Raw genomic sequence first — 24300 nt, forward strand, 5'->3', positions numbered from 1 at the left:
CGACCGGCCTCCGGTCTGGGATCCTCGGGCGCATGATCACGAAGCTCCGCGCGGCCTCCGCGCAATGGACCGTCGTCGTCCCGGTGGCGGCGTTCGTCGTCCTCGCCCTGACCTGGCACGAGGACCTGCCCGGCTGGGTGGTGGGCGTCGTCGCGGTGTTCCTGGTGGGGGCGGTCCTGGCCGCCGTGCACCACGCGGAGGTGATCGCGCACTGGACCGGGGAGCCGTTCGGATCGCTGGTGCTCGCGGTCGCGGTCACGGTGATCGAGGTGGCGCTGATCGTGACGCTGATGGCCGACGGCGGGGACAAGTCCTCCACCCTCGCCCGGGACACCGTGTTCGCCGCCGTGATGATCACCTGCAACGGGATCATGGGCCTGTCCATCATCGTGGCCGCGCTGAAGTACCGCACCGCCGTCTTCAACGCCGAGGGCACCGGCACGGCGCTCGCCTGCATCGCCACCCTGGCCACCCTGAGCATGGTGCTGCCGACCTTCACCACCAGCACCCCGGGCCCGCAGTTCTCCACCACCCAGCTGGCCTACGCGGCCACCGCCTCGCTGGTGGTGTACGGGCTGTTCGTGACCACCCAGACCCTGCGGCACCGGGACTACTTCCTGCCCGTCACCCCGGAGGGCGAGGTCCGTACGGAGGAGGACGGCGACCACGCGGCGCCGCCCACCGTCCGGGCCGCCGGGATGAGCCTGCTGCTGCTCGCCGTCGCGCTGGTCTCGGTGGTCGGCCTGGCCAAGGGCGTCTCGCCGACCATCGAGTCCGGGGTGGCGAGCGCCGGACTGCCGCACGCCGTGGTCGGCGTGGTGATCGCCATGATGGTGCTGCTGCCGGAGACCATCGCGGCGCTGCGCGCGGCCCGGCGCAACCGGGTGCAGACCAGCCTCAACCTGGCCCTCGGCTCGGCGCTCGCCAGCATCGGCCTGACCATCCCGGCGGTCGCGATCGCCTCGGTCTGGCTCTCCGGCCCGCTCGTCCTCGGCCTCGAACCCTCGCACCTGGTGCTGCTGACCCTGACGGTGGTGCTCGGCACCCTGACCGTCATCCCGCGCCGGGCCACCCTGCTGCAGGGGGCGCTGCACCTGGGGGTGCTGGCGGAGTTCGTGGTGCTGGCGGTGAACCCGTGACGGGAGTGAACCACTGAGGCCCCCGCGGCCGTGGAGATGAACGGAAGCCCCTGGCACGTCCCCCCGTGCGGTCAGGGGCTTCCGTCGTCCCCGGCCCGCGCTGCCGGCGGGCCGGGGACGGGCAGGGCCTGTCGGCCCCTCGGGGCCGGTCCGGCCCCGAGGTCCGCGGCTCAGACGCGGACCCGCGGCCCCCGGAGGGCTCAGACCCCCGGGGACCGGCGTACCGGGTACCTCAGGAGGAGGTGCGGCGACGGCGGGTGTAGACCACCGCGCCCGCGCCGGCGACCAGCAGGGCGGTGCCGGCGCCCGCGTACAGCAGGGTGCCGTCGCTACCGGTGCTGGCCAGCTTCTTGCCGTCCGGGACGGTGCCCGGGATCGGGGTCGGGACGCTGACCTTGGCCGGCACCACCAGCGGCTGCTGCGGGCTGACCTTGGTGCCGTCGCCGGGGTGCACCGGGACGGTGGCGGTGGGCGCGGTGGACGGGCCGGCGCTCGGAGCGGTGCCGGGGGCGCCGGTCGTGACCACGGCGGCCGGGGTGGTCGGCGCAGGGGTCTTGGCGGGCTCGGTGGCCGGGGCGGTGGGCGCCGGGGTCTTGGCCGGCCCGGTGGCCGGGGCGGTCGCCGGGGTGGTCGGCACCGGCGGCAGCGGGGTGGTGGACGGCGTCTCCGAGTGGGTGGGCGCCGGGGTGTGCGACGGCGCGGGGGTGTGCGACGGCGCCGGGGTGTGGGAGGGGCTGGTGCTCGGCACGGCGGTCGGCTTGCCGGTCGGGGCCGTGGTCCGGCCGCCGCAGTCGACCTTGAAGACCTTCTGCTTGGGGTTGCTGACGTCCGGGTCCTCCGGCAGCTCGCCGTCGACCAGCGGGACGGCCGCCCAGAACAGCTTGTAGTGGCCGTCCGGGAGGTTGATGTCCTCGGTGCGGACGTGGCCCTGGTCGTCGACCGGGAGGTCGCCGTACACGAGCGGCTCGGTCATGTCGCTGTTCAGGTCGAAGATCGCCCAGAGCACGTCCTGGTTCGCGTCGAAGCCGAAGGAGTCCAGGTAGAAGGTGCAGACCTTGGGCTCGTTCCGCACGTCCTCCTGGCCGGTGGAGGCGTCGTGGATCTTGACGGTGCCGTTGTTGCCGGGGGCGCCCTTGCCGTTGCCGCCGGCGACGGCGTGCGCAGCGGGGGCGAGCAGCAGCAGGGCGGCGGCGGTGGGGACGGCCACCAGGGAGCGTGCGGCGGTGGAGCGAAGGTGCATGGGTGTTCCATCGGGTACGGCAGGCCGGGACGCGCCTGCGCGGTGGGAGGGTACCTTCGGTCGCCTGCCGGATGGGGGCCGGCTGCGTACGACGTGAGGGGGACAAAAGTTCCCGCAGCGTGAAACGTGACGCAAGGGGGATTTGGCCGAAATACAGCACTGGGGGCGATTGGTCCGACTAGTCCCCCGCAACAATCCGATCACCCGATTGTGGTGAATTCATGTGCGTCAAAGCCGTTTGACGTGCTGATTTGTCGGTCGGGCCCGGCTCGGCGGGCCGCAGCGGCGAGCGGCGGACGACCGGCGGGCGACCGGAGGCCGGTCCGCGGGTGGCCGGTATTGGCCGGTCCGCGACACGGGTCCGCGTGTCATGGCGGCGGGCGTGCGGCGCGGTTCTCTATCGTCCCGTCTGGAACCGCCCGGTCCACCGATTCCGTTGTGCGTGCGGCCGACCGCGTCAGCAAGCGGTCGAGCCGACAGCCGATCCGACCCAGGGGGAGTGCTCGATGCCCGGCCCAGAGCAGCAGGAGCGAGCGGAGCGGCAGCGGCCCGCCCCGACCGAGGACAGCGCCGACGTCATCGTGGTCGGCGCCGGACCGGCCGGCTCCACCGCCGCCTACCACCTCGCCCGCACCGGCCTGGACGTCCTGTTGCTGGAGAAGTCCGCCTTCCCGCGCGAGAAGGTCTGCGGCGACGGCCTCACCCCGCGCACCGTCAAGCAGCTGGTCGACATGGGCATCGACGTCTCCGAGGAGGCCGGCTGGCTGCACAACAAGGGCCTGCGGCTGATCTCCGGCCACCGCTCGCTGGAGTTCGACTGGCCCGAGCTCTCCGCCTTCCCCGGCCACGGACTCGTGCGCCGCCGCGCGGACTTCGACGAACTGCTCGCCCGCAAGGCCGCCGCGGCCGGTGCCCGGCTGATCGAACGGGCCAACGTGGCCGGTCCGTTGACGGACGAGCGGTCCGGCCGGATCACCGGCGTCACCGCCAGACTGGGCGAGGAGCGCAGGCCCGTCGAGTACCGCGCCCCGATCGTGGTCGCCGCCGACGGCAACTCCACCCGGCTGTCCGTCGCGATGAAGCGCTACCGGCGCACCGACCGCGCGATGGGCGTGGCCTACCGCACCTACTTCACCACCCCGCGCCACGAGGACCGCTACCTGGAGGCCTGGCTCGACCTGCGCCACCCCGACGACCCGGCGCACCGCCTGCTGCCCGGCTACGCCTGGGTGTTCGGCATGGGCGACGGCACCGCCAACGTCGGCCTCGGCGTCCTCGACACCGCGAAGACCGACCTCGACTGGCGGGACCTGCTGCGGCGCTGGTGCGCCGACCTGCCGCCCGGCTACGGCTACCACCCCGACGCCGTCACCGAGCCGATCCGCGGCTCCGCCCTCCCGATGGGCCTCAACCGCCAACCCCACTACGCCGACGGCCTGTTGCTGATCGGCGACGCCGGCGGCACGGTCAGCCCCGGCACCGGCGAGGGCATCGCCTACGCGATGGAGTCCGGCCGCCACGCCGCCGAGACGGTCGTCCAGGCGCACGCCCGCCGCACCGACCGCGGCCGCGAACTCGCCCTGCGCGCCTACCCGCAGAAGCTGCGCTCCGCCTACGCGGGCTACTTCGCGCTCGGCCGGCTGGCCGCCGACCTGCTCGGCCGCCCCCGGCTGCTCGGCGCGGCAGGGGCCGCCGGACTGGGCCACCCGGCGCTGCTGAAGGTGGCGTTCCGGCTGATGGTCAACCTGACCGAGCCCGACTCCAAGGACGCCCTGGACCGACTGCTCCACCTGGTCGGGCGGGTCGCCCCGGGGCGCTGAGACCGGTTCCGCCGGACCGCTCGTCCTTCCGGGTGAGCGGGCCCGGCGCCCGGCCTTGGCCGAATCCGGTAATTCGGTCGGCCGTCGGCCAAGTCGTGTTGACGAATGATCAGTGAATCCGCTTGCCTGGTGTCGAACCGGCCACGGAGGGTGAGCGGAAAGCCCTCCGTGGCTCCCTATTTCCACTGATCCTCGTTCGACGGAGACACCGTGCGCCTTCGCCTGCTCGTCGCGCCCCTCGCCGCGGCCGCCGCCCTGACCGCCGTCAGCACTCCCGCCGCTGTCGCCGACCCGCGCGCGGCCACCCCCTCAGACCAGTGCTCCGCGACGTTCTTCGACGGCGACTCGCGCCTCGGCCCCGAGGACCTCCCGAGCACCGGCCCGGTCGGCCGCCAGCTCACCGGCTACCAGCGCACCGGCGGCGCGAGCGACCAGGACTTCCTGGCCCGGTACTACGACCAGAGCGCCAACGGCGGCAAGGGCGGCTGGATCTACCCGCCCGCCGACGGCTACGTCACCCTGCCCGACGGCAGCCCGTTCGAGTTCGACCTGACGCTCTACCCGAACCAGAACATCGACCGCTACGGCAGCGAGTACGGCGCCTACCTCGCCCCCGAGGGCCTGCCCTACGCCAACCGCGCCATCCCGCCGCAGAGCCTCGACAGCGTCCCGGCGGCCGGCTGCAACTACCACGACTACAAGGTGGTCAAGTCGTTCAAGGTGCACGCCGGGCCCATCGCCCCCTGGTTCAACCAGCCCGGCTGGGGCCTGCAGTACCAGCTCGACGCCACCCTCGTCCCCGGCGGCCCGGCAAAGCTCAACGTGCTCTGGCTCGTGGAGAACGGCTACCTCGCCCGGATCTGACCGGAGTCCGCACGCGATGTCCGAGCCGTCTCCACGCAGGTGCGGCTCCGGAAGCGGTGGTCGAGGGAATCCGTCCGGACGCGGGTGGCCGGCCCCGGGGCCGGCCACCCGCCGCCCTCCTGGCGGCCCCGGCGCGCCGGCTGCGGGCCGGATTAATCGCTGGCGGGCGCGGTGCGCCGGGAGGTAGGAAGTCGGGGTGAGCACCAGCGACTCGCCGGCCGAACGGCGCCCCTTCCGCCCCGACGTCCTCGACCTCGGGGACGTCCTGCTGCGCCCCTGGGGCCGCGCCCTTGACCTGCCCGGGGGCACTGTCGCCGCCCTGACGGCCGCCGCCGCGGACCAGGAGATCGCCCGCTGGAACCCGCTGCACGACGCCGTCCACCCGGCCGGCGCCGAGGCCTACCTCGACCGCGCCGACCAGGGCTGGGCGGACGGCGGGACCGCCTGCTTCGCCGTCACCGACCGCGCCGACGGCCGGCTGTGCGGCAACGTCGCCCTGATCTGGACGGACCGGGGCGAGGGCGTCGCGATGGTCGGCTACTGGCTGCTCGCCGCCGCCCGCGGCCGCGGCCTCGCCACCCGGGTCACCGACGCCGTCACCCGCTGGGGCGTCCGCACCGCCGGTGTCCGCCGCATCGAGCTCTACCACGCCGTCGGCAACGACTCCTCCTGCCGGGTCGCCGCCCGGGCCGGGTTCCCCTACGAGGGCACCCTGCGCGCCTCCTACCGCCACGGCGACGGCCCGTACCACGACGAGCACCTGCACGCCCGGCTGGCGAGCGACCCGGGGGCCGCCGGGTGACGGGCCGTCCGGACCGGGGCGGTCGCGGGCCGACGGCCACACCCACGGCCCGGGCGCGGTGACCTTCGACGCCCGGCGCCTCCAGTGCTACGGCGAGAGCCTGCCCGAGCCGTTCACCCCGTCGCAGGAGGAACTGCGCGCCGCCGCGTCGGCGGTCCCGCAGCTCACCGGGGGTGTCACCCGGCTGGTTCGTCCTGACCCACTCGTCCTGACCCACCCGGCACGCGCTGACCGTGGAACTGGGCGAGCTGGATGAGGTTGCCACAGGTGTCGTCCAGCACGGCGACGGTGACCGGGCCCATCGCCGTCGGCTCCTGGGTGAAGCGCACCCCGAGCCGGTGCAGGCGGTCGTACTCGGCGTGCACGTTGTCGACCGCGAACTGGGCGGCCGGGATGCCGTCCTCGACCAGCGCGCTCTTGTACGGCCCGACGGCGCGGTGGTTGTCGGGCTCCAGCAGCAGCTGGGTGCCGTTCGGCTGTTCGGGGGAGACCACGGTGAGCCAGCGGTACGCGCCGAGCGGGACCTCCGCCTTCTTCACGAAGCCCAGCATCTCGGTGTAGAAGCGCAGCGCCTTGTCCTGGTCGTCGACGAACACGGTGGTCAGGTTGATCCTCACGGGGTGCCCTCCGATGCGCCCGGGTGGTGGCGGTGGCCGCCGAGCCGATCGTAGATCGCGCGCAGCCAGGGCTGCCGGACGGCGGGCAGCCGGGCGAGGCGGTGGCGCAGCAGGCGCCGGTCGGGCTCGAACAGGCGGTCGGGGCGCAGCGGCAGCGGATCGTCCTGCTCCTCCCCGGCCGGCAGCCGGCTGCCGGGGCGCAGCGACGGGAAGGCCAGGTAGGCCCACACCTCGGCGTCCAGCGGGACGGCCACGGTGCCGGACGGCGCCGGCCAGGCGGCGCCGGTCCACGGGTGGCGGGGGACGAGGGCGAGGTCCGGTGCCGGGACGGCGGGGAGGCCGGGCCCGGCCGGGCGCAGGGCACGGGCCGGGGGACCGGCGGGCAGCAGCCGGTGCAGGGTGCGGCCGAAGGTCTCGGTGAGCAGGCCCGGCGCGACGCCCACCGGCTCGCCGCCGGAGGCCGCCAGGACCTCGGCCAGCGCCTCCCCGACGGCGGCGCTCCACCGGTCGCTCCACCAGCCGTCCGGCTCGACCGGGGGCAGTGGCGGCACCGTCCAGCCGTCCCCGGCGGGCCGGGCCGGGCCCTCGACGGGCAGACGCCGGAAGGCCCGCGGGTGGAGCCACACCGCCTGCCAGTGGTAGCAGTCGTCGACCCGGGTGCCCACCGTCCGCCCGCAGCGCGCGCAGGCCAGGTTCGAGCGGTCGGCCGCCGCGCAGCAGCCCTCGCACCGCTCGGGGATCAGCTCGGTGCCGCGGGTGTCGCCCGGGGCCAGCAGCACCGCGCCGCCGGGACCGCTCCACAGGCCGTCGACCGGCGCGTACAGGCCCCGTTCGGCGGCCTCCGCGGCCGTGACCTCGGACCAGGGCCGCCAGGGCCCTTCGTTCGGCTCCGGGTCGACGGCGAAGGTGCCCGGCTCCAGCAGCGGCGGAAGGTAGCGGTTCCCGCCCTCCCGGTGGGCGTGCGGCGGCAGCGTCACCTCCGCCACCGGCACGGTCAACTCAGCACCGCACCCCGCGCACGCGAACACCGCCACCCGTTCTCCCCCCGTCGACGAACGTCCGGAGTATCGCCTCCCGGGCCCCGGTCGCAAAGCGGTTTTCCGCTGCCGGGGCACCCCGCCCCGGCAGGCTGCGCGCCGGGCCCGGGAGCGTCCTAACCTGGAAGGGCGCGCGCGGTGCGTGGCCTGCGGCGGAGGAAGCCCGGGCACAGGAGCCGAAGCACGGGAGAGGTGGCCATGACGGTGATCTCGGCGGCCCTCATCGGCACCGACTGGCGGCCCCGGCTGCCCGGTGGCGCCGAGCTGTTGCGCGAGTGCGCCGCGCGGGGCTGGACGGTCGTGCTGACCGGCCCCGGGCCGGCCGGGGCGCGCGCCCTGACCGTGACCGCCCCCGGCGGTGACCCCGTGCGGGCCGCGCTGGCCCTGGTGGACGGCGCGCCCTCGCACGCGGTGGCCGTCGCCGGGAGCGTGCGCGAGGTGCTGGCGGCGCGGCGGGCCGGGGTGCCCTGCGTCGCCCTGGAGGCCGGCGGGGACGCCGGCCCGCAGCTGAGGGCGGCCGGCGCGGTCGAGGTGCACCGCGACGTCGCCGCCCTGCTGCGCGTCCTGGACGACAGCCTGCTCGCCCGTCCCCGGGCCTTCGGGCGCGTGGCCGCCGCAACCGGCGGCCCCCGGAACGGTTAACGCCGGCCCGTACCGGGCAATCCGCCGGGTGCGAGCACGTCACCGGAAGTGTCGGAGGTGACCGAGATGGACGGACCCGCGTTGAGCGGACGGGAGCGGCGGCTCCTTGAGGAGATCGAGTCCGATCTGCGCCAGGACACGCGCCTCGACCGGAAGTTGAGCACGATGGGGGCCAAGCGGCCGAGCCGGTTCCGGGGCGCCCTGCGCGGCGCCGGGCGCCGGATCCCGGCCGGGGTGCTGGTGACCGCGCTGGTGATGACGGCGATCTGCGCGGGCATCGGCGTGCGCACCCCGGCCGTCGCCGTGCTGACCGCCCTCGGGGTGGTCTGGGCCGCCTCGGTGGCGGCCTCGGTGGCCGCCACGGTGCTGCTGCGGCGGCGCCGGGGAGCTTCCCGGGGCGACGGCGTCGCGGACGGCGCCGGCCCGGACCGGTCCGACGGGCGCGAACGCCGGGAACGCCGCGACCGTCGTGACCGCGGGGAGAGGCGCGAAGGCCGTGAACGAAGGCCCTGGGACCGCCCGGAGGCGTGACCCGACGGGGGGCCGAACCACCGAGAGGTGCGCATGAGTACCGACCTGTGGGAGCACCGCCCGGGCTCCCACCCCGCCGCCGACCTCAGCCTGGCCGGGTACGAGGTGCACGCCACCGACGGTCCGCTCGGCCGGGTCGAACAGGACGCCGGTGACCAGCTGACGGTCGACGCCGGCCGCTGGGTGCCGGGCGCGCGGGTGCTCGCCCCGGTCGGCCTGGTCGCCCGGATCGACCACCTGGACCGCGTCGTCCACCTCGACTGCCCGCGGGCCCGGCTCACCGCCGTCCCGCCGCCCGCCGAGCACCTCACCCCCGACCGCCGGCGCTGAGCCGTGGACCGCCGAACCACGGGCTGGCCCGCCACCACCCTGACCGGCCGGACGATCGCCTTCCTGGTCGCCCCGTACGGCGCCGAACAACAGGAACTGGCCTCGCCCTGGCAGGCCGTCCTCGAGTCCGGCGGCCGCCCGCGGCTGCTCTCCACCGCCCCCGGCCGGGTCCAGGCCGTCCGGCACCGCGAGCCCGGCGACACCTTCGCCGTGGACGGCCTGGTGGCCGATGCGGACCCGGCCGAGTACGACGGGCTGGTGCTGCCCGGCGGCGTCGCCAACCCGGACCGACTGCGGCTCGACGCGGCGGCCGTCGCCTTCGTCCGGGCCTGCTGCGCCGCCGGCCGCCCGGTCGCGGCGATCTGCCACGCCGCCTGGACGCTGATCGAGGCCGACGCCGTCCGCGGCCGGACCCTCACCTCCTGGCCCAGCCTGCGCACGGACCTGGTCAACGCGGGCGCCCATTGGGTGGACGAGGAGGTGCACGTCTGCCGGGACGGGCCGGGCCCGCTGGTGACCAGCCGCGCGCCGGGGGACCTGCCGGTGTTCGAGGACGCGCTGGTCACCGAGTTCGCCCACGCGGCGGCCGCGCGCCGCAAGTGAGCGGCCCGCGGGGGCCGTTCGGGCCAGGTGCGGTGCCCGTGGCCGGTGCGGAGCCCGTGGTCCCGAAGACCGCCGTCGGAGCCGGCGGCCCCCGCGCGGGTCAGTCCCCGCGCAGGCGGACGAAGGTGGCGGTGGGCGGGCGGCCGGTGAGGGTGAGTTCGGCGCGCAGCGGGCCGGTGAGCGGGTGCACCTGGCCGTGCTCGGGGTCGACGGCGGACGGGCCGAGCAGCGGGCCGGCCGCCCGGGCGACCTCCCGGGCCTGCACGGGGGTCAGTTGCGGGCTGGTCAACAGGACGCGGCCGTCGTCGAGTTGGAGCACCAGGGCGTGCGGCCGGGCCACCGGGCCGGTGAGCGCGCGGACGACGGCGTCCTCGGTGTCGCTGCGCCGGTACTTCACCCAGGCCCGCCCCGCGCCGCCGGCCCGGTACGGGGAGGCCGCGGCCTTGCACACCAGGCCCTCCACGCCGGTGTCGGCCAGCCGGGTCATCCACTCCAGCGCCTCCGCCCGGTCGGTGGTGGCCAGGACGGGCTGGATCGGTGGCGGGACGTCGGCGAGGGCGGCCAGCAGCAGGCGGCGCCGGTCGGTGAGCGGGAGGCGCCGGACGTCCCGGCCGGGCAGGGCGAGCACGTCGAAGGCGATCAGCCCGAGCGCGACGTCCGGGGCGGCGGCCCGGGCCCGGCGGGTGTGCAGGAGCTCCTCGAAGGCGAACCGCCCGGCCCGCCAGGCGACCAGCTCGGCGTCCAGCACCAGCCCCTCGGGCAGCCGGGCGACGGCGGCGGCGATCGGCGGGAACTCCTCCGCGAGGTCGCGGCCGCCGCGGGACTGCAGGAACGCCGGGCGGTCGCCGCGGGCGAAGGCGACGCAGCGGAAGCCGTCCAGTTTCAGCTCGTACTGCACGCCGCCCCCGCCCAGCCCGTCGGCGGGCGGCACGGCGCCGACCGCGGCCGGGCGCATCACCTCGACGGGCGGGTGCAGCACCTGCCGCGGCTGGGCGGCGGCGGTAGCGCTGGACCGGGGCCGGGCGGTGGCGGGTGGGGCGGAGGACGGCGGCGCTGCGGCCGGCGAGGCGGCCGGCGAGGCGATGGCGGCGGGCAGCGGCCGGGCCCGCTCCGGGTCCAGCAGCGGCGCGAACAGGTCGCCGTGCGCCGCCAGCCGACCCGGCAGCTCGGCGAGGGTGAAGACCAGCTCCGCCTCCCCTCGGGCCCCCTCCAGCTCGGCCCAGGACAGCGGCGCGGAGACCGTCGGCAGCGGCCGGGCGCGCAGGGTGTACGGGGCGGCGGTGGTCTTCTTGGCGTTGTTCTGCGACCAGTCGACCAGGACCCGGCCCCGCCGCCGGGCCTTGGCCATGGTGTGCACCACCAGATCCGGGTGCTCCGCCTCCAGGGCGGCGGCCAGGGCCTTCGCGTACCCGGAGACCTCGGCGCTCGGCGTGGGCTCGATCGGCACCAGCAGGTGCAGGCCCTTGGAGCCGGAGGTCTTCACCCAGGCCGACAGGCCGTCCGCGGCCAGCCGCTCGCGCAGCAGCAGCGCCACCGCCCGGCAGGTGAGCACGTCGGCGCCCTCGCCCGGGTCGAGGTCCAGGACCAGCCGGTCGGCCAGCCCGGGCGCGGCGGCGTGCCACTGCGGGACGTGCAGCTCCAGGCAGCCCAGGTTGGCGACCGCCAGCAGCGCCGCGCCGTTCTCCAGTACCACCTGGCGCAGCTCGCCGGCGGTGCTCGGTACGTCCACCGTGCGCACCCAGTCCGGGGTGCCCGGCGGGGGGTTCTTGGCGACGAACACCTCCGCCTCGACGCCGTCCGGGCAGCGCAGGAAGGAGACCGGGCGGTCCCGCAGGTGGGGGAGCAGGGCGGTGTGCACGGCGGCGTAGTAGCGCAGCACGTCGCCCTTGAGGGTGCCGATGCTCGGGTAGTACACCTTGTCGAGGTGGGACAGGGCGAGGGTGCGTCCGTCCACCGTCATCTGCGGCACGGTCGTCTCCGAAGGCTGCTGCGGGTGGCCCCCGCAAGCCAGTCTGCCCCGCCGTCGGCGCCACCGCCCGGGACGGCGGCGGCCCCGGCCCCGGGGCACGGCGCCCGCAGCCGCCGCTCCACGGGGGCCGGTGTCACGACCGGGACGGGACCGGCCGGGGTGCGCCCGGGTAGGTGCCGAAGTACCAGTGGTTGCCCTCCGGGTCCGCGGCCGCGAAGTCGCGCGAGCCGTAGTCCGTCTCGGTCAGCCCGGTGGTGATCCGGGCCCCGGCGGCGACGGCCCGGGCGTGCACGCCGTCCGGGTCGGCGGTGACCACGTACGCGCTGAACGTGCCCGGCTCGCCCCGCCACCGGCCCGGCGCGGTCTCGCGCACCGAGCCGAGCATCACGCCGCCGCCCTCCGGCCAGGCCAGCTCGGCGTGGGCGACGAACTCGCCCTCCCCGTAACCGACCACCTCCTGGAAGCCGAAGGCCTCCACCAGGAAGCGGATCAGCGCGCGGGCGTCGGTCGCGCGCAGGGTGGGCCAGACCTGCGGGGCAGGGGTCTCGGTGTCCATGACTCTCACTCCTCGGGTGGGGTGGTTACGCCTCCCACTCTGCGGCTCCGCCCACCGCCCCGCCTTGGACGTTTCGGAACCTGCCCTCCTGCGGCCCCTCCGCCGCCAGCCAGGCGCTCGGCGCCGCCCCCGCCAGGGCGCGGAACTCCCGGGCCAGGTGCGCCTGGTCGAAGTAGCCGCAGCGGGCCGCCAGTTCCGCCAGCCGGGGCGGCGGCGAACCGGCGGCCAGCAGGTGCCGGGCCCGGTCGAAGCGGATCACCCGGGCGGCGGCCTTCGGGGTGAGGCCCGTCTCCCGGCGGAACCGCTCCTGGAGGTGCCGGGCGCTCCAGCCGGTCTCCCGGGCCAACTCCGCCACCGGCAGCGCCCCGCCGCTGCGCCGCAGCGCCCGCCAGGCCCAGCCCACCTCCGGCGGCACCGCCCCGGACGGCCGGGCGGCCCGCAACAGCGCCCCGTCCAGCACGGCGAACCGCTCCGTCCAGCCGTCGGCGGCGAGCAGCCGCTCCCGCAACTCCGGGCCGAGCCGCCCGAGCACCTCCTCCGCCGGGAGGTCGACCCCGGCCAACTCCCCGGCGGGCAGCCCGAACAGCGCCCGGGCGGCGAGCGGGTGCACCGCGATCTGCACCCCGGACTGGGCGCCCTCGTGGGTGATCAGCGCGGGGGAGGTGTGCAGCCCGCCGAGCAGCGTCGGGTAGCTGCCCGGCGGCTGCGCCGGGTCGGGGTGGCCGGCGATCACCAGCGGCTCGTCCAGGGTGAGGATGAAGGTCAGGTACGGGGAGGGCAGGCCGCGGTGCACGGCCGGGGCCAGGCCGCGCTGGCGGTAGCCGGAGTACCAGGCCACGTAGGGGCGCAGCGCCGTCGCGGGCCGGGCGCGGACGGCTTCGTCGACCGCCCCGGCGGCTTGCGTCGTCACGGCTCCCAGTATCGGCGCCCGCGGTCGCGGGCGGGAGCGGGGTCGCTTACGGTGAGGGCACGGTCACCCCGGGAGGGGCGCGGTGCGCCGCCGGGGGATGGCCGCCGGGGGGCAACACCGACGAAGGAGTCCCCGTGACCACTGCCCGAGACATCATGCACACCGGCGCCCAGTGCATCGGCGCCCACCAGACCCTGGACGAGGCCGCGCGGATGATGCGCGAGAAGAACGTCGGCGCGCTGCCGATCTGCGGCGACGACCAGAAGCTCCACGGCATCATCACCGACCGTGACATCGTGGTGCGCTGTCTCGCCGAGGGCAAGGACCCGGCCGCCATGACGGCCATCGAACTGGCCGGGCACCTGCACTGCGTGCGGGCCGACGACAGCATGGACGTGGTGCTCAAGAAGATGGAGCAGCACCAGATCCGGCGCATCCCGGTGATCGACGGGGAGCGGCTGGTCGGCATGATCAGCGAGGCGGACCTGGCGATGGGCCACCGCGACGGCCACCGGCTGACGGACCAGCAGATCATCGAGTTCATGGACAGCGTCTACCTGAAGCGGTGACGCGCTCCCGCCCTGCGCGCAGCCCCGTCCGAACGCCTGTGACCGGCCGGTCCCCCCGCACCGGCCGGGCCTTCCGAGGGTGCCGGACGGGGCCCGCGCGCGTCTTGTAAAAACGCGCAGCCCGCAGGCCCGGGGAGCGGCGCCGGTCAGTCCGTGTCGAGGACGGCGCTGGTGACCCGCCCGAGGACCCGGTCGGCGGGCTGCTGCCGAGCGTCGGCCGAGCGGCGGGAGGCCAGGAACTCGCGCGGCGAACGGCCCACCATGGCGCGGAAGGTGCGGTCCAGGTGGGACTGGTCGTAGTAGCCGCAGAGCGCGGCCAGGTCGGCGCCGGCGAACCGCCCGTCCGGGGCGGTCAGCAGCCGCAGCGTCCGCTGCAGCCGCAGGATGCCGGCCGCCTGCTTGGGGGCCAGCCCGAGCTGCGCGCGGAACCGCAGTTCCAGTCGGCGCCGGCTCCAGCCGGTGCCCTCCACCAGGGTGCGCACCGGGACCCGCCCGTGTGAGCGCCGCAGTTGCTGCCAGGCCCAGCGGACGTCCGGCTCCCAGAGCGGGCCGTCGGCGAACAGCGCGCCGAAGTGGGCGTCAAGCAGGGCGAACCGGGTGCGCCAGCCGGGGGCGTCGGCCAGCCGGGCCGCCAGCGTGCCCAGTCGGGGCCCCAGCACGTCCCCGGCCTCGGCCCACTGGCCGCCGAGCTCCCCGGCCACCGGTCCGAAGGCCCGGAAGGCGCCGTGCGGGGTGAGCGAGACGGCCAACCCGTGCAGCAGGCCGCCGTGTTCGGCGATCGTGGCGGTGCGGCGCAGCCCGGCGGCGACCGAGCCCAGGGAGACGGCGAGGGCGGGTGACAGGGCGTCGGTGAGCCGCATCCGGCCCTCGAAGGCCAGCGCCACCGTGACCACGTCGGTGGGCACCTCCAGCCGTCGCTGCGGGCGGTCCAAGTCCATCCGGTAGCCGCGGTAGTCCAGTACGTAGCGGCGCAGCGGTGTGGCGGGCAGGCCGAGCACCGTCTCCGGCTCGGTCGTCGGGAGGGGGTGGAGGGTGTCCTGGGCCATCTCAACTCCCGTGCTCGGACCGGCGGGTGGCAGCTGTGAGGGATCATCCTAGGCGGCTGGTCCGGCCCGGTCGGGCCGCTTGCCGTCTCATGAACTGGATTTTTCTTTCTCGGAGGGCGAGATGCGGGCACACTTGCGCACATGGGAAAGCAGTACGAAAGCATCGACGGCCGGCTGCGGCAGTTCATCGAACGCCAGCCCGTCTACTTCGTCGCGACCGCGCCGCTGGCCGGCGACGGGCACGTCAACCTCTCGCCCAAGGGGCGCTCCGGCACCCTCGCGATCATCGACGAACTCACCCTCGCCTACCTGGACTTCGGCGGCTCGCAGGCCGAGACCATCGCCCACCTGCGGGAGAACGGCCGGATCACCCTGATGTGGTGCGCCTTTGACGGCCCGCCCAACGTGGTCCGGGTGCACGGCCGCGGCGAGCCGGTCTTCCGCGACGACCCGCGCTTCGCCGAGCTGCTCGCCCGCTTCGAGCCCGGTGCGGACGGATCGGGCCTGCGGGCGATCGTGCTGGTCCGGGCCGAGCGGGTCAGCGACTCCTGCGGGTACGCCGTGCCGTTCATGGACTACCGGGCCGACCGCGACCTGCACGCCCAGTACTTCGACCGCAAGGACGAGGAGGAGTTCAGCGCCTACTGCGAGCGCAAGCCGCTCGTCGTCACCAGCATCGACGGCCTGCCCGCCCTCCCGCTGCCGCTCCCCGACCGGCCGGCCCGCAAGCTCGACGCCTAGCCGGCCGCCGAGGATCATCAGCTCTGCGTCGCGAAGGGTGACCATCGGGAATCCCGCCCGGGGGACAGAAGCCACCCCGATGACCCGGTGACGCGACGAAGCCGCCGCACCCCGAGGGGTGCGGCGGCTTCGTGCGTGTGCGGGTGGCTGCGGGCTTACTTGCCCAGGCCGGCCTTGACGGAGCAGATCGGCCAGGCGCCGGGCCCCTGGGCGGCGAGGACCTTCTCGCCGACGGAGATCTGCTGGTCCTTGGTGGCCAGGTCGGCGCGCGGGGCGAAGGAGGTGCCGCCGAAGGCCGCCCAGGTGCTGGAGGTGAACTGCAGGCCGCCGTAGAAGCCGTTGCCGTTGTTGATGGCCCAGTTGCCGGTCGCCTCGCAGGAGGCGACCTTGTCCCAGACCGACGCCGGCGCGGCGGAGGCGCTGGTGGCCGTGACGAGGCCGGCCACCGGCAGGGCGGTGAGCGCCCCGGCCATCAGAGCCATCCGGACGCGGTTGCGGCGCTTCGGGGTGGCAGTGGTGGTGGCGGCAGTCTCGTTACGGAAGGTCATGCGGTTCCTTTCGGAGAGGGTGTGCGAGCGTGCGGAACCAGGCCCTCGGAAGGCCGTCGGTTTCGGGTACACATCGCTCGCGCGGTCCGGCACCGTTCCTGCCCGGGAGGCGGTGAGGCCCGGCCGGAGCGGAATCGCTCGGTGCAACGGGTTCGAAGGTACGGGGGTGGTGGCGGCGGTTTCAAGGATTCGCAGGTTTGGGCACGTCAGAGGCCTGTTACCGCAGGTAGCTATCACGAAAATAAGGTGATTTGGCCCCTTTTGCTGCTATTTCCAAGATCAAATCGCGTCCGGAAGTGGCCCCCGTCACCGCAGCGGCCGTGTGAGGCCGCGCACATCGTCGACAGCGCGTGACGACCCGCCTGCCCCGGGTGCCGGCGCGGCGCCCCCGCACGCCCGCCCGGGTGGCCCCCGCCACAGCCCTCACCCGGAGTGCCCCCGCCGTCCACTCCCGGTGGCGGGCATAGCCTTCGGGCCATGAGCAATGACAGCGACGCGGCCGACACCGGGGCCGTCGAGGGTGCGGGCCGCCCGGCCGACGCGGACCACCGGCAGCAGGGGCGGCAGGGGCGGGGCGGGGACGACGGGCGGCACGAGCCGGCCGTCGCGCCGAGCGGCTTCGAGCTGGGGACCGACGGGCCGAAGGTGATCCTGGCCGGCCTGGACGGCTCCGACTCCTCCTGGCGCGCCACCGCCTACGCCGCCGGACTGGCCCGCAGGCAGGGCGCCCTCCTGGCCGTGGCCTACATCCAGCCGATACTCGGCGCCGCGACCGCCCTGGCCGGAGCCGCCGTCGAGGAGACCACCCAGGAGATCGCCGACGAACTGCTGGCCGCGCTGCGCGAGGCCGAGCACCGGGTGAGCGAGGTGTGGAAAGTGGAGTGGCGCTTCCTGACCATGCGCGGTGACCCCTACACCGGACTCGCCAAGCTCGCCGACGAACTGCGCGCCGACGCCGTGGTGGTCGGCGTCTCCGAGCAGGCCGGGCACAAGGTGATCGGCTCGGTCGCCGTCCGGCTGGTCAAGGCCGGGCGCTGGCCGGTCACCGTCGTTCCGTAGCCCGGTGCGGGACGGGCTCGGCCGGGCCGCTATCCTCCGCTCTCATGATCGAGATCACGGGGGTCCGGGCCGAGCCCGGCGGCGTCGCCACGCTGCGGTTCGAGGACGGCAAATTCCACGTCGAGCCGCAGAAGAAACAGGAGGAGGGGCAGGAGGGGGAGAAGAAGGCGCGTACCAGCCTGGGTGACTGGGTCCTCGGGACCGGGGGCGTCGCCTTCCTGTTCTTCCTGCTGATGCTCGGGGTCGGCGTCCTGGGCGAGAAACTGCACGTACCGCCGAAGGTCGCGAACGCGATCGTCTACATCGCCGCCGGCAGCCTCGGCCTCATGCTTCTGTGCATGGTCCTGTACTGGATCGGGACGAAGATCGCCGAGGTCATCGGCTTGGTCGGCCTCGTCTTCTCCTTCTTCGGGTTCCTCTTCTCCTTCTTCCGGAGCGGTGAGGACAGCACCCCGGCCGCCACCCCGGCGTCGGCCTCGAAGCCGTGGTCGCTGTCGGTCGAGCGGATCGCCGGGATCGACTACCAGCAGATCGACCCGCAGGGCGGACTGCGTGCCACGCTGCGCATGTCGGACAACTCGCTCGCCCACTTCACCGCGCCGGGCGAGATCGGGCCGCGGCTCTACCACGCCTTCGACCAGCTCTTCCGCGCGGGCGCGCAGCAGGCCGTCCCGCAGGTCGCGCCGCAGCCCGTTCAGCAGGCTGTCCCGCAGCCGGCCCCGCAGTACCAGGCGCCGCCGCCCGGCTACGGCCAGCCCAACCCCTACGGCCAGCCGGCTCCGTACGGCCAGCCGGCTCCGTACGGGCAGCCGGCTCCGTACGGCCAGCCCGCCCAGCAGTACGGCCAGCCGTATAGCCAGCCCGCTCAGTACGGCCGGCAGCACGGCCAGGCGAACCCGTACCAGCAGGGCTGACGGCCGGGGGCCGGACCGGGCGGGCCGACCGCCCGCAGGGCGTCGCCGTGACGGCGGGTAGGGTGCGTGACCATGACGGAGACGTCGGGCGCGCACCCCACCGAGCCGGCCCACCCGACCGGTAACGACCTGCACCTGGACCTGCCCGCCACCGGCGGCCGCCGCGCCGCACTGATGGCCGCGCTGCGCGAGGCGATCCGCAGCGGCAGACTGGCCCCCGGCACCCGCTTGCCGCCCTACCGGGCCCTCGCCGCCGACCTCGGCCTGGCCCGCAACACCGCCGCCGAGGCCTACGCCGAACTCGTCGCCGAGGGCTGGCTCACCGCCCGCCAGGGCTCCGGCACCACCGTCGCCGAACGCGCCGCACCCGTCCCGCCCACCAAGGCCCGCCGCCCCGCGCGACGGCCCGGCCCGGTGCACGACCTGCGCCAGGGCCGGCCCGACGCCGCCGCCTTCCCCCGCACCGCCTGGCTGGCCGCCGCCCGCCGGGCCCTCACCGCCGCGCCCAACGAGGCCTTCGGGCCGGGCGACCCCCAGGGCCGGCCCGAACTGCGCGCCGTCCTCGCCGACTACCTCGCCCGCGCCCGCGGCGTGCGCACCGACCCCGACCGGATCGTGGTCTGCTCCGGCTTCGCCCACGCGCTGCGCCTGCTCTTCGACGGTGCCGTGCCCGTCCTGCCGCCCGCCGAGCAGGGACCGCTGGGCGTCGAGGCGTACGGACTGGGCTTCCACCGCGGGCTGCTGGCCGCCGCCGGCGTCACCGCCCTTCCCCTGCCGATCGACGAACAGGGCGCCCGGATCGAGGAGTTGGCCCGGCACCCGGAGGCCCGCACGGTCCTGCTCACCCCCGCCCACCAGTTCCCGACCGGCGGCCCGCTGCACGCCGGGCGCCGCGCCGCCGTGATCGACTGGGCCCGCGGACGCGGCGGACTCGTCCTGGAGGACGACTACGACGGGGAGTTCCGCTACGACCGCCAGCCGGTCGGCGCCCTCCAGGGACTCGACCCCGACCGGGTCGTCTACCTCGGCAGCACCAGCAAGAGCCTCACCCCCGCGCTGCGCCTCGGCTGGATGGTGCTGCCGGACCACCTGGTCGACCGGGTGCTCGCGGCCAAGGGCGAACGCGAGGGCTGGGCCAGCGCCCTGGACCAGCTGACCCTCGCCGAGTTCATCGACTCCGGCGGCTACGACCGCCACCTGCGCCGGATGCGGCGCCGCTACCGGGACCGCCGCGACCAGCTGGTGGCCGCGCTGGCCGCCCGGGCCCCGCACGTCGAGGTGTCCGGCATCGCGGCCGGTCTGCACGCCGTCCTGCGGCTCGCCCCCGGTACCGAGCGCTCGATCCTCAAGGCCGCGACCTACCGCGGCCTGGCCGTGGAGGGGCTCGCCGACTACCGGCACCCGGCGGCCGACCCGGGGGCGACGCCCGCCGTCGACGGCCTGGTGGTCGGCTACGCCACGCCGCCGGACCACGCCTGGCCGGCCGCGCTCGGGGCGCTGTGCGACATCCTGCCGGGGCCGGCCTGAGCGGGGCGCGCCTGAGTGGGGCGCGCCTGAGTGGGGCGTTCCGGATCAGGGCCGGAGGGTGAGCGGCGAAGCATAGGCCACCGGAGGTTCCGCCGGGCCGGAACGCGGACGGTCGGCCCCCGGCGTCCGCCCGCCGCTCGTACGCCCGTACGGCTTCGTGCGGAGGAGCCCGGCCCGGGCGGTGCCGACCCCTACGCTCCATGGACATGCGCAGAACACATCCGAGCCGTGCCGCGCTCGTCGCGGGCCCGGCCCTCGCCGCCGGTCTGCTGCTGTCCGCGGCGCCCGCCCAGGCCGACAGCCCGCTGCCCCTGACGGCCGTCTCCGACCACCAGACCACCGGCCGGGGAGGTGAGTTCACGCTGACCCTGACGCTCACCAACCCGTACGACACCCCGATCCAGTTCGTCTACCAGAGCGTCCAGCAGACGTACGACACCAGCCTGGAGAAGGGGCTCAAGTTCACCGCCACCGCCTGCGGCGCTCAGACCAACGGCTGCAGCGACAACGTGCACGGCGGCATCGCCCGCTATGACGTCCCGCTCGCCCCCGGAGCCAGCAGCAGCTTCACGGTCACCTACACCGTGGCTCCGGACTCGGCCTGCGGACCGGGCGTCCGGATCGACTTGTACTCGTATCTGTACTACGAGTACAAGGGCGGCCTGGCGAACAACTCCGGCATCCTGGGCATTCCCGGCACCCAGGTCGCCTGCTGACGCTGCCTCTCCTCCCCGGGCACGGCTGCTCGCGGCCGCGCCCCCCGTACACCCGTCAGGTGCCGGCCACCCCCGTACCGGCACCTGACGGGCCTTCCGTGCTTGTCGGACCCGGGTGACAGCATCGGCCCATGCCCGATTACGCATGGATGCCCTACCAGCCCGGCCCCGACGACGACCCGCCGATGCCGTACGGGCTCTACATCGCCCTGGGGAAGCAGATGGGCCCGGAGCACATCGCACGGGTCGGCGCGCTGCTGCGGCCCTCGCTGGAACTGCGCCCGGATGTTGTCGAGAGCGCCACCGAGGAGATCGTCGAGGGCGTCACCGAGGAGATCGCCGAGGGCGTGCCCGGCTGGACGCCGGTCGGCCGGACCGGTGGGCCCGCCGCACTCCCGCCCGGCATCGACTGGCCCCAGGGCGACGGCCACCCGATGGAGCTGCTCGCCCAACTCGACTGCGCCCGGCTGGCGGAGGCCTTCCGAGCGGGCGGCGGCGGGCGCTGGCCGCTGCCGGACGAGGGGCTGCTGCTGTTCTTCCACGACTCCATGCCGGCCGATCTCGACGGGGAGAGCTGCCTGGTGCTGCACCTCCCGCCCGGCTCGTCGGAGCGGCCGGCCCCGCCGGATCCGGACGGGATCGGGCCGTTGCCCGGCCGGCCGGTCCGGGCCCGCTGGGCGCTGTCGGCGCCCTCCTACCTGGAGGACGAGCTGAGGGAGCTCTTCGCGGGCGACTACCTGGTGGCCATGGGTGTCTCGGACGCCTGCCGCGAGCACCTCGGCGGCGCCGACATCCGACTCCTCGGCTGGTGCGACAGCGACAGCACCACGCGGCCGAACGGGCACCGGCCGTTGCTCCAGGTCGAGGCCTCGGCGGTGGCCGCGAGTTGGGGCGAACTCGTCAACGTGTCGGTCTGGATCACCGAGGAGGACCTGGCCGCGGGCCGCTTCGACCGGGTGCGGCACGGTCTGGAGGTCGCCTGAGCGGTGTGCCGGGTTGACGGCCGTCCGTCGCGGGGGAGGGCGGGGGGCGGGGCGGGCCGGGGCGGGTGGGCGCCCAGGGCGCCGGGGGCACGGGGTGCGCGGGCGCGAACGGGCGTTCCGGTGGCGATCGCGCCGGTGGGGGCGGATCACCGGAGATTCACCCTATCGGGGGGTAGTGGGCCGCCGTACGGGCTCCGTCGGGTTCTGGTGATCTAGGGTTCCGGATGGGCCGCCGGGCGATGGCGGTCGTGCTCTCGAAACTCGCCAACTTCCCCACCAGTTCGCGGATCTGATGATCCGTTGCGGAGCGCGCCCCAGGACGGAGCGGTATCGCCCTGCCTGCGTGATCCGACCACACGAATGGAGACCCCTGCCGATGCCCGTGGACACGACGAGCCCGGAGACACAGCAGGACCGGCAGCAGAGCCTCGCGACGGCCGCTGCCCGCAACCTTGCCACCACGACCAAGTCCGCCCCGCAGATGCAGGAGATCACCTCCCGCTGGCTGCTCAAGGTGCTCCCGTGGGTCGAGGCCCACGGCGGTGCGTACCGGGTGAACCGTCGCCTCACCTACACCGTCGGCAACGGCGTGGTGGAGTTCATCAAGACCGGCTCGCAGGTCCGGGTGATCCCGCAGGAGCTGGGCGAGCTGGCCCTGCTGCGCGGTTACGAGGACGAGGAGGTGCTGACCGCCCTCGCCGACCGCTGCCAGCAGCGCGACTTCGGTCCGGGCGAGGTGCTCACCACCCAGGGCGAGGCGGCCGACCGGATCTTCCTGATCGCGCACGGCAAGATCAACAAGATCGGCACCGGCAAGTACGGCGACGAGACCGTGGTCGGTGTGGCCGGTGACGGCGACCGCTTCGGCGACGACTCGCTGCTGAACCCGGACGCCGTCTGGGAGTACACCGCGAAGACCGCCACCTCCGGTGTCGCCCTCACCCTGAGCCGGGACGACTTCGCCCGCATCCGGGACAACGCCCCCAGCCTCCAGGCGCACCTGGATGAGTTCCTGACCCTGCCGCTGCAGGCGCAGAACGAGCGCGGCGAGGCCGAGATCGCGATGTCGGCCGGCCACCACGGCGAGTACGAACTCCCCGGCGCCTTCGTGGACTACGAGCTCAAGCCGCGCGAGTACGAGCTGAGCGTCGCCCAGACCATCCTCAAGGTCCACACCCGGGTCGCGGACCTGTACAACCAGCCGATGAACCAGATCGAGCACCAGCTCCGGCTGACCATCGAGGCCCTGCGCGAGCGCCAGGAGCACGAGATGATCAACAACCCGGAGTTCGGCCTGCTCAACAACGCCGACTTCGACCAGCGGATCCAGACCCACTCCGGCCCGCCCACCCCGGACGACCTGGACGAGCTGCTCAACCGCCGCCGCGACCCCGACTACCTGCTGGCCCACCCCAAGGCCATCGCCGCGATCGGCCGCGAGTTCAACGCCCGGGGCATCTACCCGCACCACGTCGACCTCGGCGGGCAGCAGGTGCCGGCCTGGCGCGGGGTGCCGATCCTGCCGTGCAGCAAGATCCCGATCACCAAGGAGAACACCAGCTCGATCCTGGTGATCCGGACCGGTGAGGACAACCAGGGCGTCATCGGCCTGCACCAGACCGGCCTGCCGGACGAGTACCAGCCCTCGCTCTCCGTGCGGTTCATGGGGATCGACGAGAAGGCGATCATCTCCTACCTGGTCAGCGCCTACTACTCCTGCGCGATCCTGGTGCCGGACGCGGTCGGTGTGCTGGAGAACGTCGAGATCGCCCACCGCCGCCACTGAGCGCGCAGAACGGCGGGCGCGGGCCGTAACCGGTCGGCGCGAAGATCGTTCCACCTGATGGCGGACGGCCCGCCCCGGAGGCGGGCCGTCCGCCTGATCACGTCTGAATGCGCATGGTCGTACCCGATCTGTCCTGATCCGGATTCGACCAGTGCTGCCTGTTTCCGTCGGCTGATCAGACCGATTCCTTCCGTCCTCACCAGGCGACCCGAGAGGTGTGTGGAGCCCATGCCGCAGCGCCGGCAGTTCCGACGGATACCGCGGCACCGCGGCGGGGGCGTGCTCCCCGGGCGACGGATGCGGCTGATCGGCGCGGCGGTCGGCGTGCTGGCGATCTGCGCCCTGGTCGGCGGCGCCACCGCCTCCGGCGCCGAACGCCCCGGCGGACACCCGAACGGCCCGGCCGTCGACACCTGCGTGTGCACCGGGACGGACGTGTCGACCACGGTCGGCCCCGGCGGCAGAGTGGACGTCGGAGTGGACGTGGACGTCCAGGTCGGCGTCACCGTCGCTCCCGACGTCGGCCGGCACCACGGGCCCAGGCCGCCGCACGACCACCACCACTGCCACCCGTCACCCGCGGTGGCGCCGCTGCCGGCGGCGCCCTCGCCCTCCGGCACGGCCGGACTCCGGCCGGAGCCGGGGCGGCCGGTCGACGACGGGTACGACGACGGGTACGGCGGCGACGATGGACGGGGGGAGCACGGGGGGCATCACCACCATCATCATCACCATCACCATCCGCACCCCTGCCCGAGCCCCACCCCGACTCCCACCCCGACGCCGACGCACACCCCCACGCCGACGCCGACCCCGACGCACACCCCCAGTCCCACGCCGACGCCGACGCACACCCCCACGCCGACGCCGACCGCGGCGCCCCCGAGCCCGACCCCTGACCCCACCCCGCCGCCGTCGCCCCCGGCACCCGCGTCTCCGCCGCCGCCCGCCCCCGCGCCGCCCGCCCCCGCGCCGGCCGTTCCGCCCCCGGCGGTGCCGGCCGCGCCCGCGGCCCCGGCGCCCGCGGTGCCCGGCCCGCAGCCGCCTCCGCCCGTCGCGGTACCGGTCCCGGCGGTGCCCGACCCGACGGCCCCCGCCGTGGTGGCACCCAGCCCCGTGTTGCCGAGCCCGGGCTGGCCGAGCCCGTCCCTGCAGCCGGTGTTCCACGCCCGGCCCGCCCGAGCGGTGCTCGCCGCTCAGCACCACCACAGCGCTCCGGTGACGACCACGATGCTGCTGGTCACCGTCCCCGCCATCCTGGCGGCGGCAGCGCTGCGGCCCGGCCGTGGCCGTGGCCGTGGCCGCTCCGGGTCCTGACCGTCCGGGCTCCGGGCCCTGGTCGGCCCGTCGA

General features: G+C 75.0%; 24 protein-coding genes and 2 pseudogenes. 17 read left to right on the forward strand and 9 right to left on the reverse strand.

What is annotated here, in order from left to right; genetic code table 11:
• Positions 1 to 32: 32 nt before the first annotated feature.
• Positions 33 to 1139 carry a calcium:cation antiporter gene (locus ABTY61_RS01305; protein WP_350502804.1) on the forward strand — a complete coding sequence of 369 codons (1107 nt, stop codon included), beginning with the start codon at positions 33 to 35 and terminating at the stop codon, positions 1137 to 1139.
• Between the two features lie 232 nt (positions 1140 to 1371).
• Here ABTY61_RS01305 and ABTY61_RS01310 read toward each other — a convergent pair whose 3' ends face one another.
• Positions 1372 to 2379, reverse strand: a complete 1008-nt coding sequence (locus ABTY61_RS01310) for an LPXTG cell wall anchor domain-containing protein (protein WP_350502805.1) — start codon at positions 2377 to 2379, stop codon at positions 1372 to 1374.
• A gap of 506 nt (positions 2380 to 2885) precedes the next feature.
• Here ABTY61_RS01310 and ABTY61_RS01315 point away from each other — a divergent pair.
• The 3 genes from ABTY61_RS01315 to ABTY61_RS01325 all read left to right on the forward strand — a co-directional run bounded on the left by ABTY61_RS01315 (position 2886) and on the right by ABTY61_RS01325 (position 5865).
• Positions 2886 to 4199, forward strand: coding sequence for a geranylgeranyl reductase family protein (locus tag ABTY61_RS01315; protein ID WP_350502806.1), 1314 nt, complete (start codon positions 2886 to 2888; stop codon positions 4197 to 4199).
• Between the two features lie 210 nt (positions 4200 to 4409).
• Complete coding sequence (locus tag ABTY61_RS01320) at positions 4410 to 5063, forward strand: TNT domain-containing protein (protein WP_350502807.1); 654 nt, start codon at positions 4410 to 4412, stop codon at positions 5061 to 5063.
• A 196-nt stretch (positions 5064 to 5259) separates the two neighbouring features.
• Positions 5260 to 5865 (forward strand): GNAT family N-acetyltransferase, encoded by a 606-nt coding sequence (locus ABTY61_RS01325; RefSeq protein WP_350502808.1) that lies wholly within the window; start codon positions 5260 to 5262, stop codon positions 5863 to 5865.
• A gap of 176 nt (positions 5866 to 6041) precedes the next feature.
• Here ABTY61_RS01325 and ABTY61_RS01330 read toward each other — a convergent pair whose 3' ends face one another.
• Complete coding sequence (locus ABTY61_RS01330) at positions 6042 to 6482, reverse strand: VOC family protein (protein WP_350502809.1); 441 nt, start codon at positions 6480 to 6482, stop codon at positions 6042 to 6044.
• Positions 6479 to 7474 (reverse strand): hypothetical protein, encoded by a 996-nt coding sequence (locus ABTY61_RS01335; RefSeq protein ID WP_350503073.1) that lies wholly within the window; start codon positions 7472 to 7474, stop codon positions 6479 to 6481. Before ABTY61_RS01335 ends, ABTY61_RS01330 begins: the two co-directional genes overlap by 4 nt.
• Positions 7475 to 7717: 243 nt before the next feature.
• On the opposite strand from ABTY61_RS01335, the gene ABTY61_RS01340 reads away from it, so the two are divergent.
• The 4 genes from ABTY61_RS01340 (at position 7718) to ABTY61_RS01355 (ending at position 9625) form a co-directional block, all read left to right on the forward strand.
• The gene (locus tag ABTY61_RS01340; protein WP_350502810.1) at positions 7718 to 8161 is read left to right on the forward strand and encodes an HAD family hydrolase; all 444 of its coding nucleotides are present in this window, start codon (positions 7718 to 7720) and stop codon (positions 8159 to 8161) included.
• 66 nt (positions 8162 to 8227) lie between these two features.
• Positions 8228 to 8692, forward strand: a complete 465-nt coding sequence (locus ABTY61_RS01345) for a DUF3040 domain-containing protein (protein ID WP_350502811.1) — start codon at positions 8228 to 8230, stop codon at positions 8690 to 8692.
• Between the two features lie 33 nt (positions 8693 to 8725).
• A complete protein-coding gene (locus ABTY61_RS01350) occupies positions 8726 to 9022 on the forward strand; it encodes a PRC-barrel domain containing protein (protein WP_350502812.1) in 297 nt (98 codons plus the stop codon).
• Positions 9023 to 9025: 3 nt separating this feature from the next.
• Entirely contained in the window at positions 9026 to 9625 is a 600-nt protein-coding gene (locus ABTY61_RS01355; RefSeq protein ID WP_350502813.1) for a type 1 glutamine amidotransferase domain-containing protein, read from the forward strand.
• A 100-nt stretch (positions 9626 to 9725) separates the two neighbouring features.
• Here the strand turns inward: ABTY61_RS01355 and ABTY61_RS01360 are convergent, their stop codons facing one another.
• The 4 genes and pseudogenes from ABTY61_RS01360 to ABTY61_RS01375 all read right to left on the reverse strand — a co-directional run bounded on the left by ABTY61_RS01360 (position 9726) and on the right by ABTY61_RS01375 (position 13060).
• Positions 9726 to 10580, reverse strand: a complete 855-nt coding sequence (locus tag ABTY61_RS01360; RefSeq protein WP_350503074.1) for an ATP-dependent DNA ligase — start codon at positions 10578 to 10580, stop codon at positions 9726 to 9728.
• Positions 10581 to 10715: 135 nt separating this feature from the next.
• Positions 10716 to 11585: pseudogene (gene ligD, locus ABTY61_RS01365) on the reverse strand (non-homologous end-joining DNA ligase); the annotation flags it as partial.
• Between the two features lie 142 nt (positions 11586 to 11727).
• A complete protein-coding gene (locus ABTY61_RS01370) occupies positions 11728 to 12150 on the reverse strand; it encodes a VOC family protein (protein WP_350502814.1) in 423 nt (140 codons plus the stop codon).
• Between the two features lie 25 nt (positions 12151 to 12175).
• Complete coding sequence (locus tag ABTY61_RS01375; protein WP_350502815.1) at positions 12176 to 13060, reverse strand: helix-turn-helix domain-containing protein; 885 nt, start codon at positions 13058 to 13060, stop codon at positions 12176 to 12178.
• A gap of 134 nt (positions 13061 to 13194) precedes the next feature.
• On the opposite strand from ABTY61_RS01375, the gene ABTY61_RS01380 reads away from it, so the two are divergent.
• Positions 13195 to 13629, forward strand: a complete 435-nt coding sequence (locus ABTY61_RS01380) for a CBS domain-containing protein (RefSeq protein WP_350502816.1) — start codon at positions 13195 to 13197, stop codon at positions 13627 to 13629.
• A gap of 146 nt (positions 13630 to 13775) precedes the next feature.
• On the opposite strand, the gene ABTY61_RS01385 is transcribed toward ABTY61_RS01380, so the two are convergent.
• Positions 13776 to 14675 carry a helix-turn-helix domain-containing protein gene (locus ABTY61_RS01385; RefSeq protein ID WP_350502817.1) on the reverse strand — a complete coding sequence of 300 codons (900 nt, stop codon included), beginning with the start codon at positions 14673 to 14675 and terminating at the stop codon, positions 13776 to 13778.
• Positions 14676 to 14816: 141 nt separating this feature from the next.
• Between ABTY61_RS01385 and ABTY61_RS01390 the strand changes: the two genes are divergently transcribed.
• A complete protein-coding gene (locus tag ABTY61_RS01390) occupies positions 14817 to 15416 on the forward strand; it encodes a pyridoxamine 5'-phosphate oxidase family protein (RefSeq protein WP_350502818.1) in 600 nt (199 codons plus the stop codon).
• Positions 15417 to 15580: 164 nt separating this feature from the next.
• Here the strand turns inward: ABTY61_RS01390 and ABTY61_RS01395 are convergent.
• A pseudogene (locus ABTY61_RS01395) lies at positions 15581 to 15964 on the reverse strand (transglycosylase family protein); the annotation flags it as partial.
• 477 nt (positions 15965 to 16441) lie between these two features.
• Here ABTY61_RS01395 and ABTY61_RS01400 point away from each other — a divergent pair.
• From ABTY61_RS01400 to ABTY61_RS01430, 7 genes are all read left to right on the forward strand, one after another.
• Positions 16442 to 17023 (forward strand): universal stress protein, encoded by a 582-nt coding sequence (locus ABTY61_RS01400; RefSeq protein WP_350502819.1) that lies wholly within the window; start codon positions 16442 to 16444, stop codon positions 17021 to 17023.
• 44 nt (positions 17024 to 17067) lie between these two features.
• A complete protein-coding gene (locus ABTY61_RS01405; RefSeq protein ID WP_350502820.1) occupies positions 17068 to 17937 on the forward strand; it encodes a hypothetical protein in 870 nt (289 codons plus the stop codon).
• A 72-nt stretch (positions 17938 to 18009) separates the two neighbouring features.
• A complete protein-coding gene (gene pdxR, locus ABTY61_RS01410; RefSeq protein WP_350502821.1) occupies positions 18010 to 19464 on the forward strand; it encodes a MocR-like pyridoxine biosynthesis transcription factor PdxR in 1455 nt (484 codons plus the stop codon).
• Positions 19465 to 19670: 206 nt separating this feature from the next.
• Positions 19671 to 20180, forward strand: a complete 510-nt coding sequence (locus ABTY61_RS01415; protein ID WP_350502822.1) for a hypothetical protein — start codon at positions 19671 to 19673, stop codon at positions 20178 to 20180.
• A 131-nt stretch (positions 20181 to 20311) separates the two neighbouring features.
• Positions 20312 to 21163 (forward strand): DUF1963 domain-containing protein, encoded by an 852-nt coding sequence (locus ABTY61_RS01420; protein WP_350502823.1) that lies wholly within the window; start codon positions 20312 to 20314, stop codon positions 21161 to 21163.
• 376 nt (positions 21164 to 21539) lie between these two features.
• Positions 21540 to 22949: a family 2B encapsulin nanocompartment shell protein gene (locus ABTY61_RS01425; protein ID WP_350502824.1), complete on the forward strand. Its 1410-nt coding sequence runs from the start codon at positions 21540 to 21542 to the stop codon at positions 22947 to 22949.
• A gap of 228 nt (positions 22950 to 23177) precedes the next feature.
• Positions 23178 to 24266, forward strand: coding sequence for a hypothetical protein (locus ABTY61_RS01430; protein ID WP_350502825.1), 1089 nt, complete (start codon positions 23178 to 23180; stop codon positions 24264 to 24266).
• Positions 24267 to 24300 lie beyond the last annotated feature (34 nt).

The organism is Kitasatospora sp. NPDC096128 (assembly GCF_040303105.1).
Lineage (GTDB): Bacteria > Actinomycetota > Actinomycetes > Streptomycetales > Streptomycetaceae > Kitasatospora.

Excerpts from the sequence above, each read along its gene's own strand:
- ABTY61_RS01305 (WP_350502804.1), top strand. The coding sequence starts at position 33 with ATGATCACGAAGCTCCGCGCGGCCTCCGCGCAATGGACCGTCGTCGTC.
- ABTY61_RS01310 (WP_350502805.1), bottom strand. The coding sequence starts at position 2,379 with ATGCACCTTCGCTCCACCGCCGCACGCTCCCTGGTGGCCGTCCCCACC.
- ABTY61_RS01315 (WP_350502806.1), top strand. The coding sequence starts at position 2,886 with ATGCCCGGCCCAGAGCAGCAGGAGCGAGCGGAGCGGCAGCGGCCCGCC.
- ABTY61_RS01340 (WP_350502810.1), top strand. The coding sequence starts at position 7,718 with ATGACGGTGATCTCGGCGGCCCTCATCGGCACCGACTGGCGGCCCCGG.
- ABTY61_RS01345 (WP_350502811.1), top strand. The coding sequence starts at position 8,228 with ATGGACGGACCCGCGTTGAGCGGACGGGAGCGGCGGCTCCTTGAGGAG.
- ABTY61_RS01350 (WP_350502812.1), top strand. The coding sequence starts at position 8,726 with ATGAGTACCGACCTGTGGGAGCACCGCCCGGGCTCCCACCCCGCCGCC.
- ABTY61_RS01360 (WP_350503074.1), bottom strand. The coding sequence starts at position 10,580 with ATGCGCCCGGCCGCGGTCGGCGCCGTGCCGCCCGCCGACGGGCTGGGC.
- ABTY61_RS01370 (WP_350502814.1), bottom strand. The coding sequence starts at position 12,150 with ATGGACACCGAGACCCCTGCCCCGCAGGTCTGGCCCACCCTGCGCGCG.
- ABTY61_RS01385 (WP_350502817.1), bottom strand. The coding sequence starts at position 14,675 with ATGGCCCAGGACACCCTCCACCCCCTCCCGACGACCGAGCCGGAGACG.
- ABTY61_RS01390 (WP_350502818.1), top strand. The coding sequence starts at position 14,817 with ATGGGAAAGCAGTACGAAAGCATCGACGGCCGGCTGCGGCAGTTCATC.
- ABTY61_RS01400 (WP_350502819.1), top strand. The coding sequence starts at position 16,442 with ATGAGCAATGACAGCGACGCGGCCGACACCGGGGCCGTCGAGGGTGCG.
- ABTY61_RS01405 (WP_350502820.1), top strand. The coding sequence starts at position 17,068 with ATGATCGAGATCACGGGGGTCCGGGCCGAGCCCGGCGGCGTCGCCACG.
- pdxR (WP_350502821.1), top strand. The coding sequence starts at position 18,010 with ATGACGGAGACGTCGGGCGCGCACCCCACCGAGCCGGCCCACCCGACC.
- ABTY61_RS01415 (WP_350502822.1), top strand. The coding sequence starts at position 19,671 with ATGCGCAGAACACATCCGAGCCGTGCCGCGCTCGTCGCGGGCCCGGCC.
- ABTY61_RS01420 (WP_350502823.1), top strand. The coding sequence starts at position 20,312 with ATGCCCGATTACGCATGGATGCCCTACCAGCCCGGCCCCGACGACGAC.
- ABTY61_RS01425 (WP_350502824.1), top strand. The coding sequence starts at position 21,540 with ATGCCCGTGGACACGACGAGCCCGGAGACACAGCAGGACCGGCAGCAG.
- ABTY61_RS01430 (WP_350502825.1), top strand. The coding sequence starts at position 23,178 with ATGCCGCAGCGCCGGCAGTTCCGACGGATACCGCGGCACCGCGGCGGG.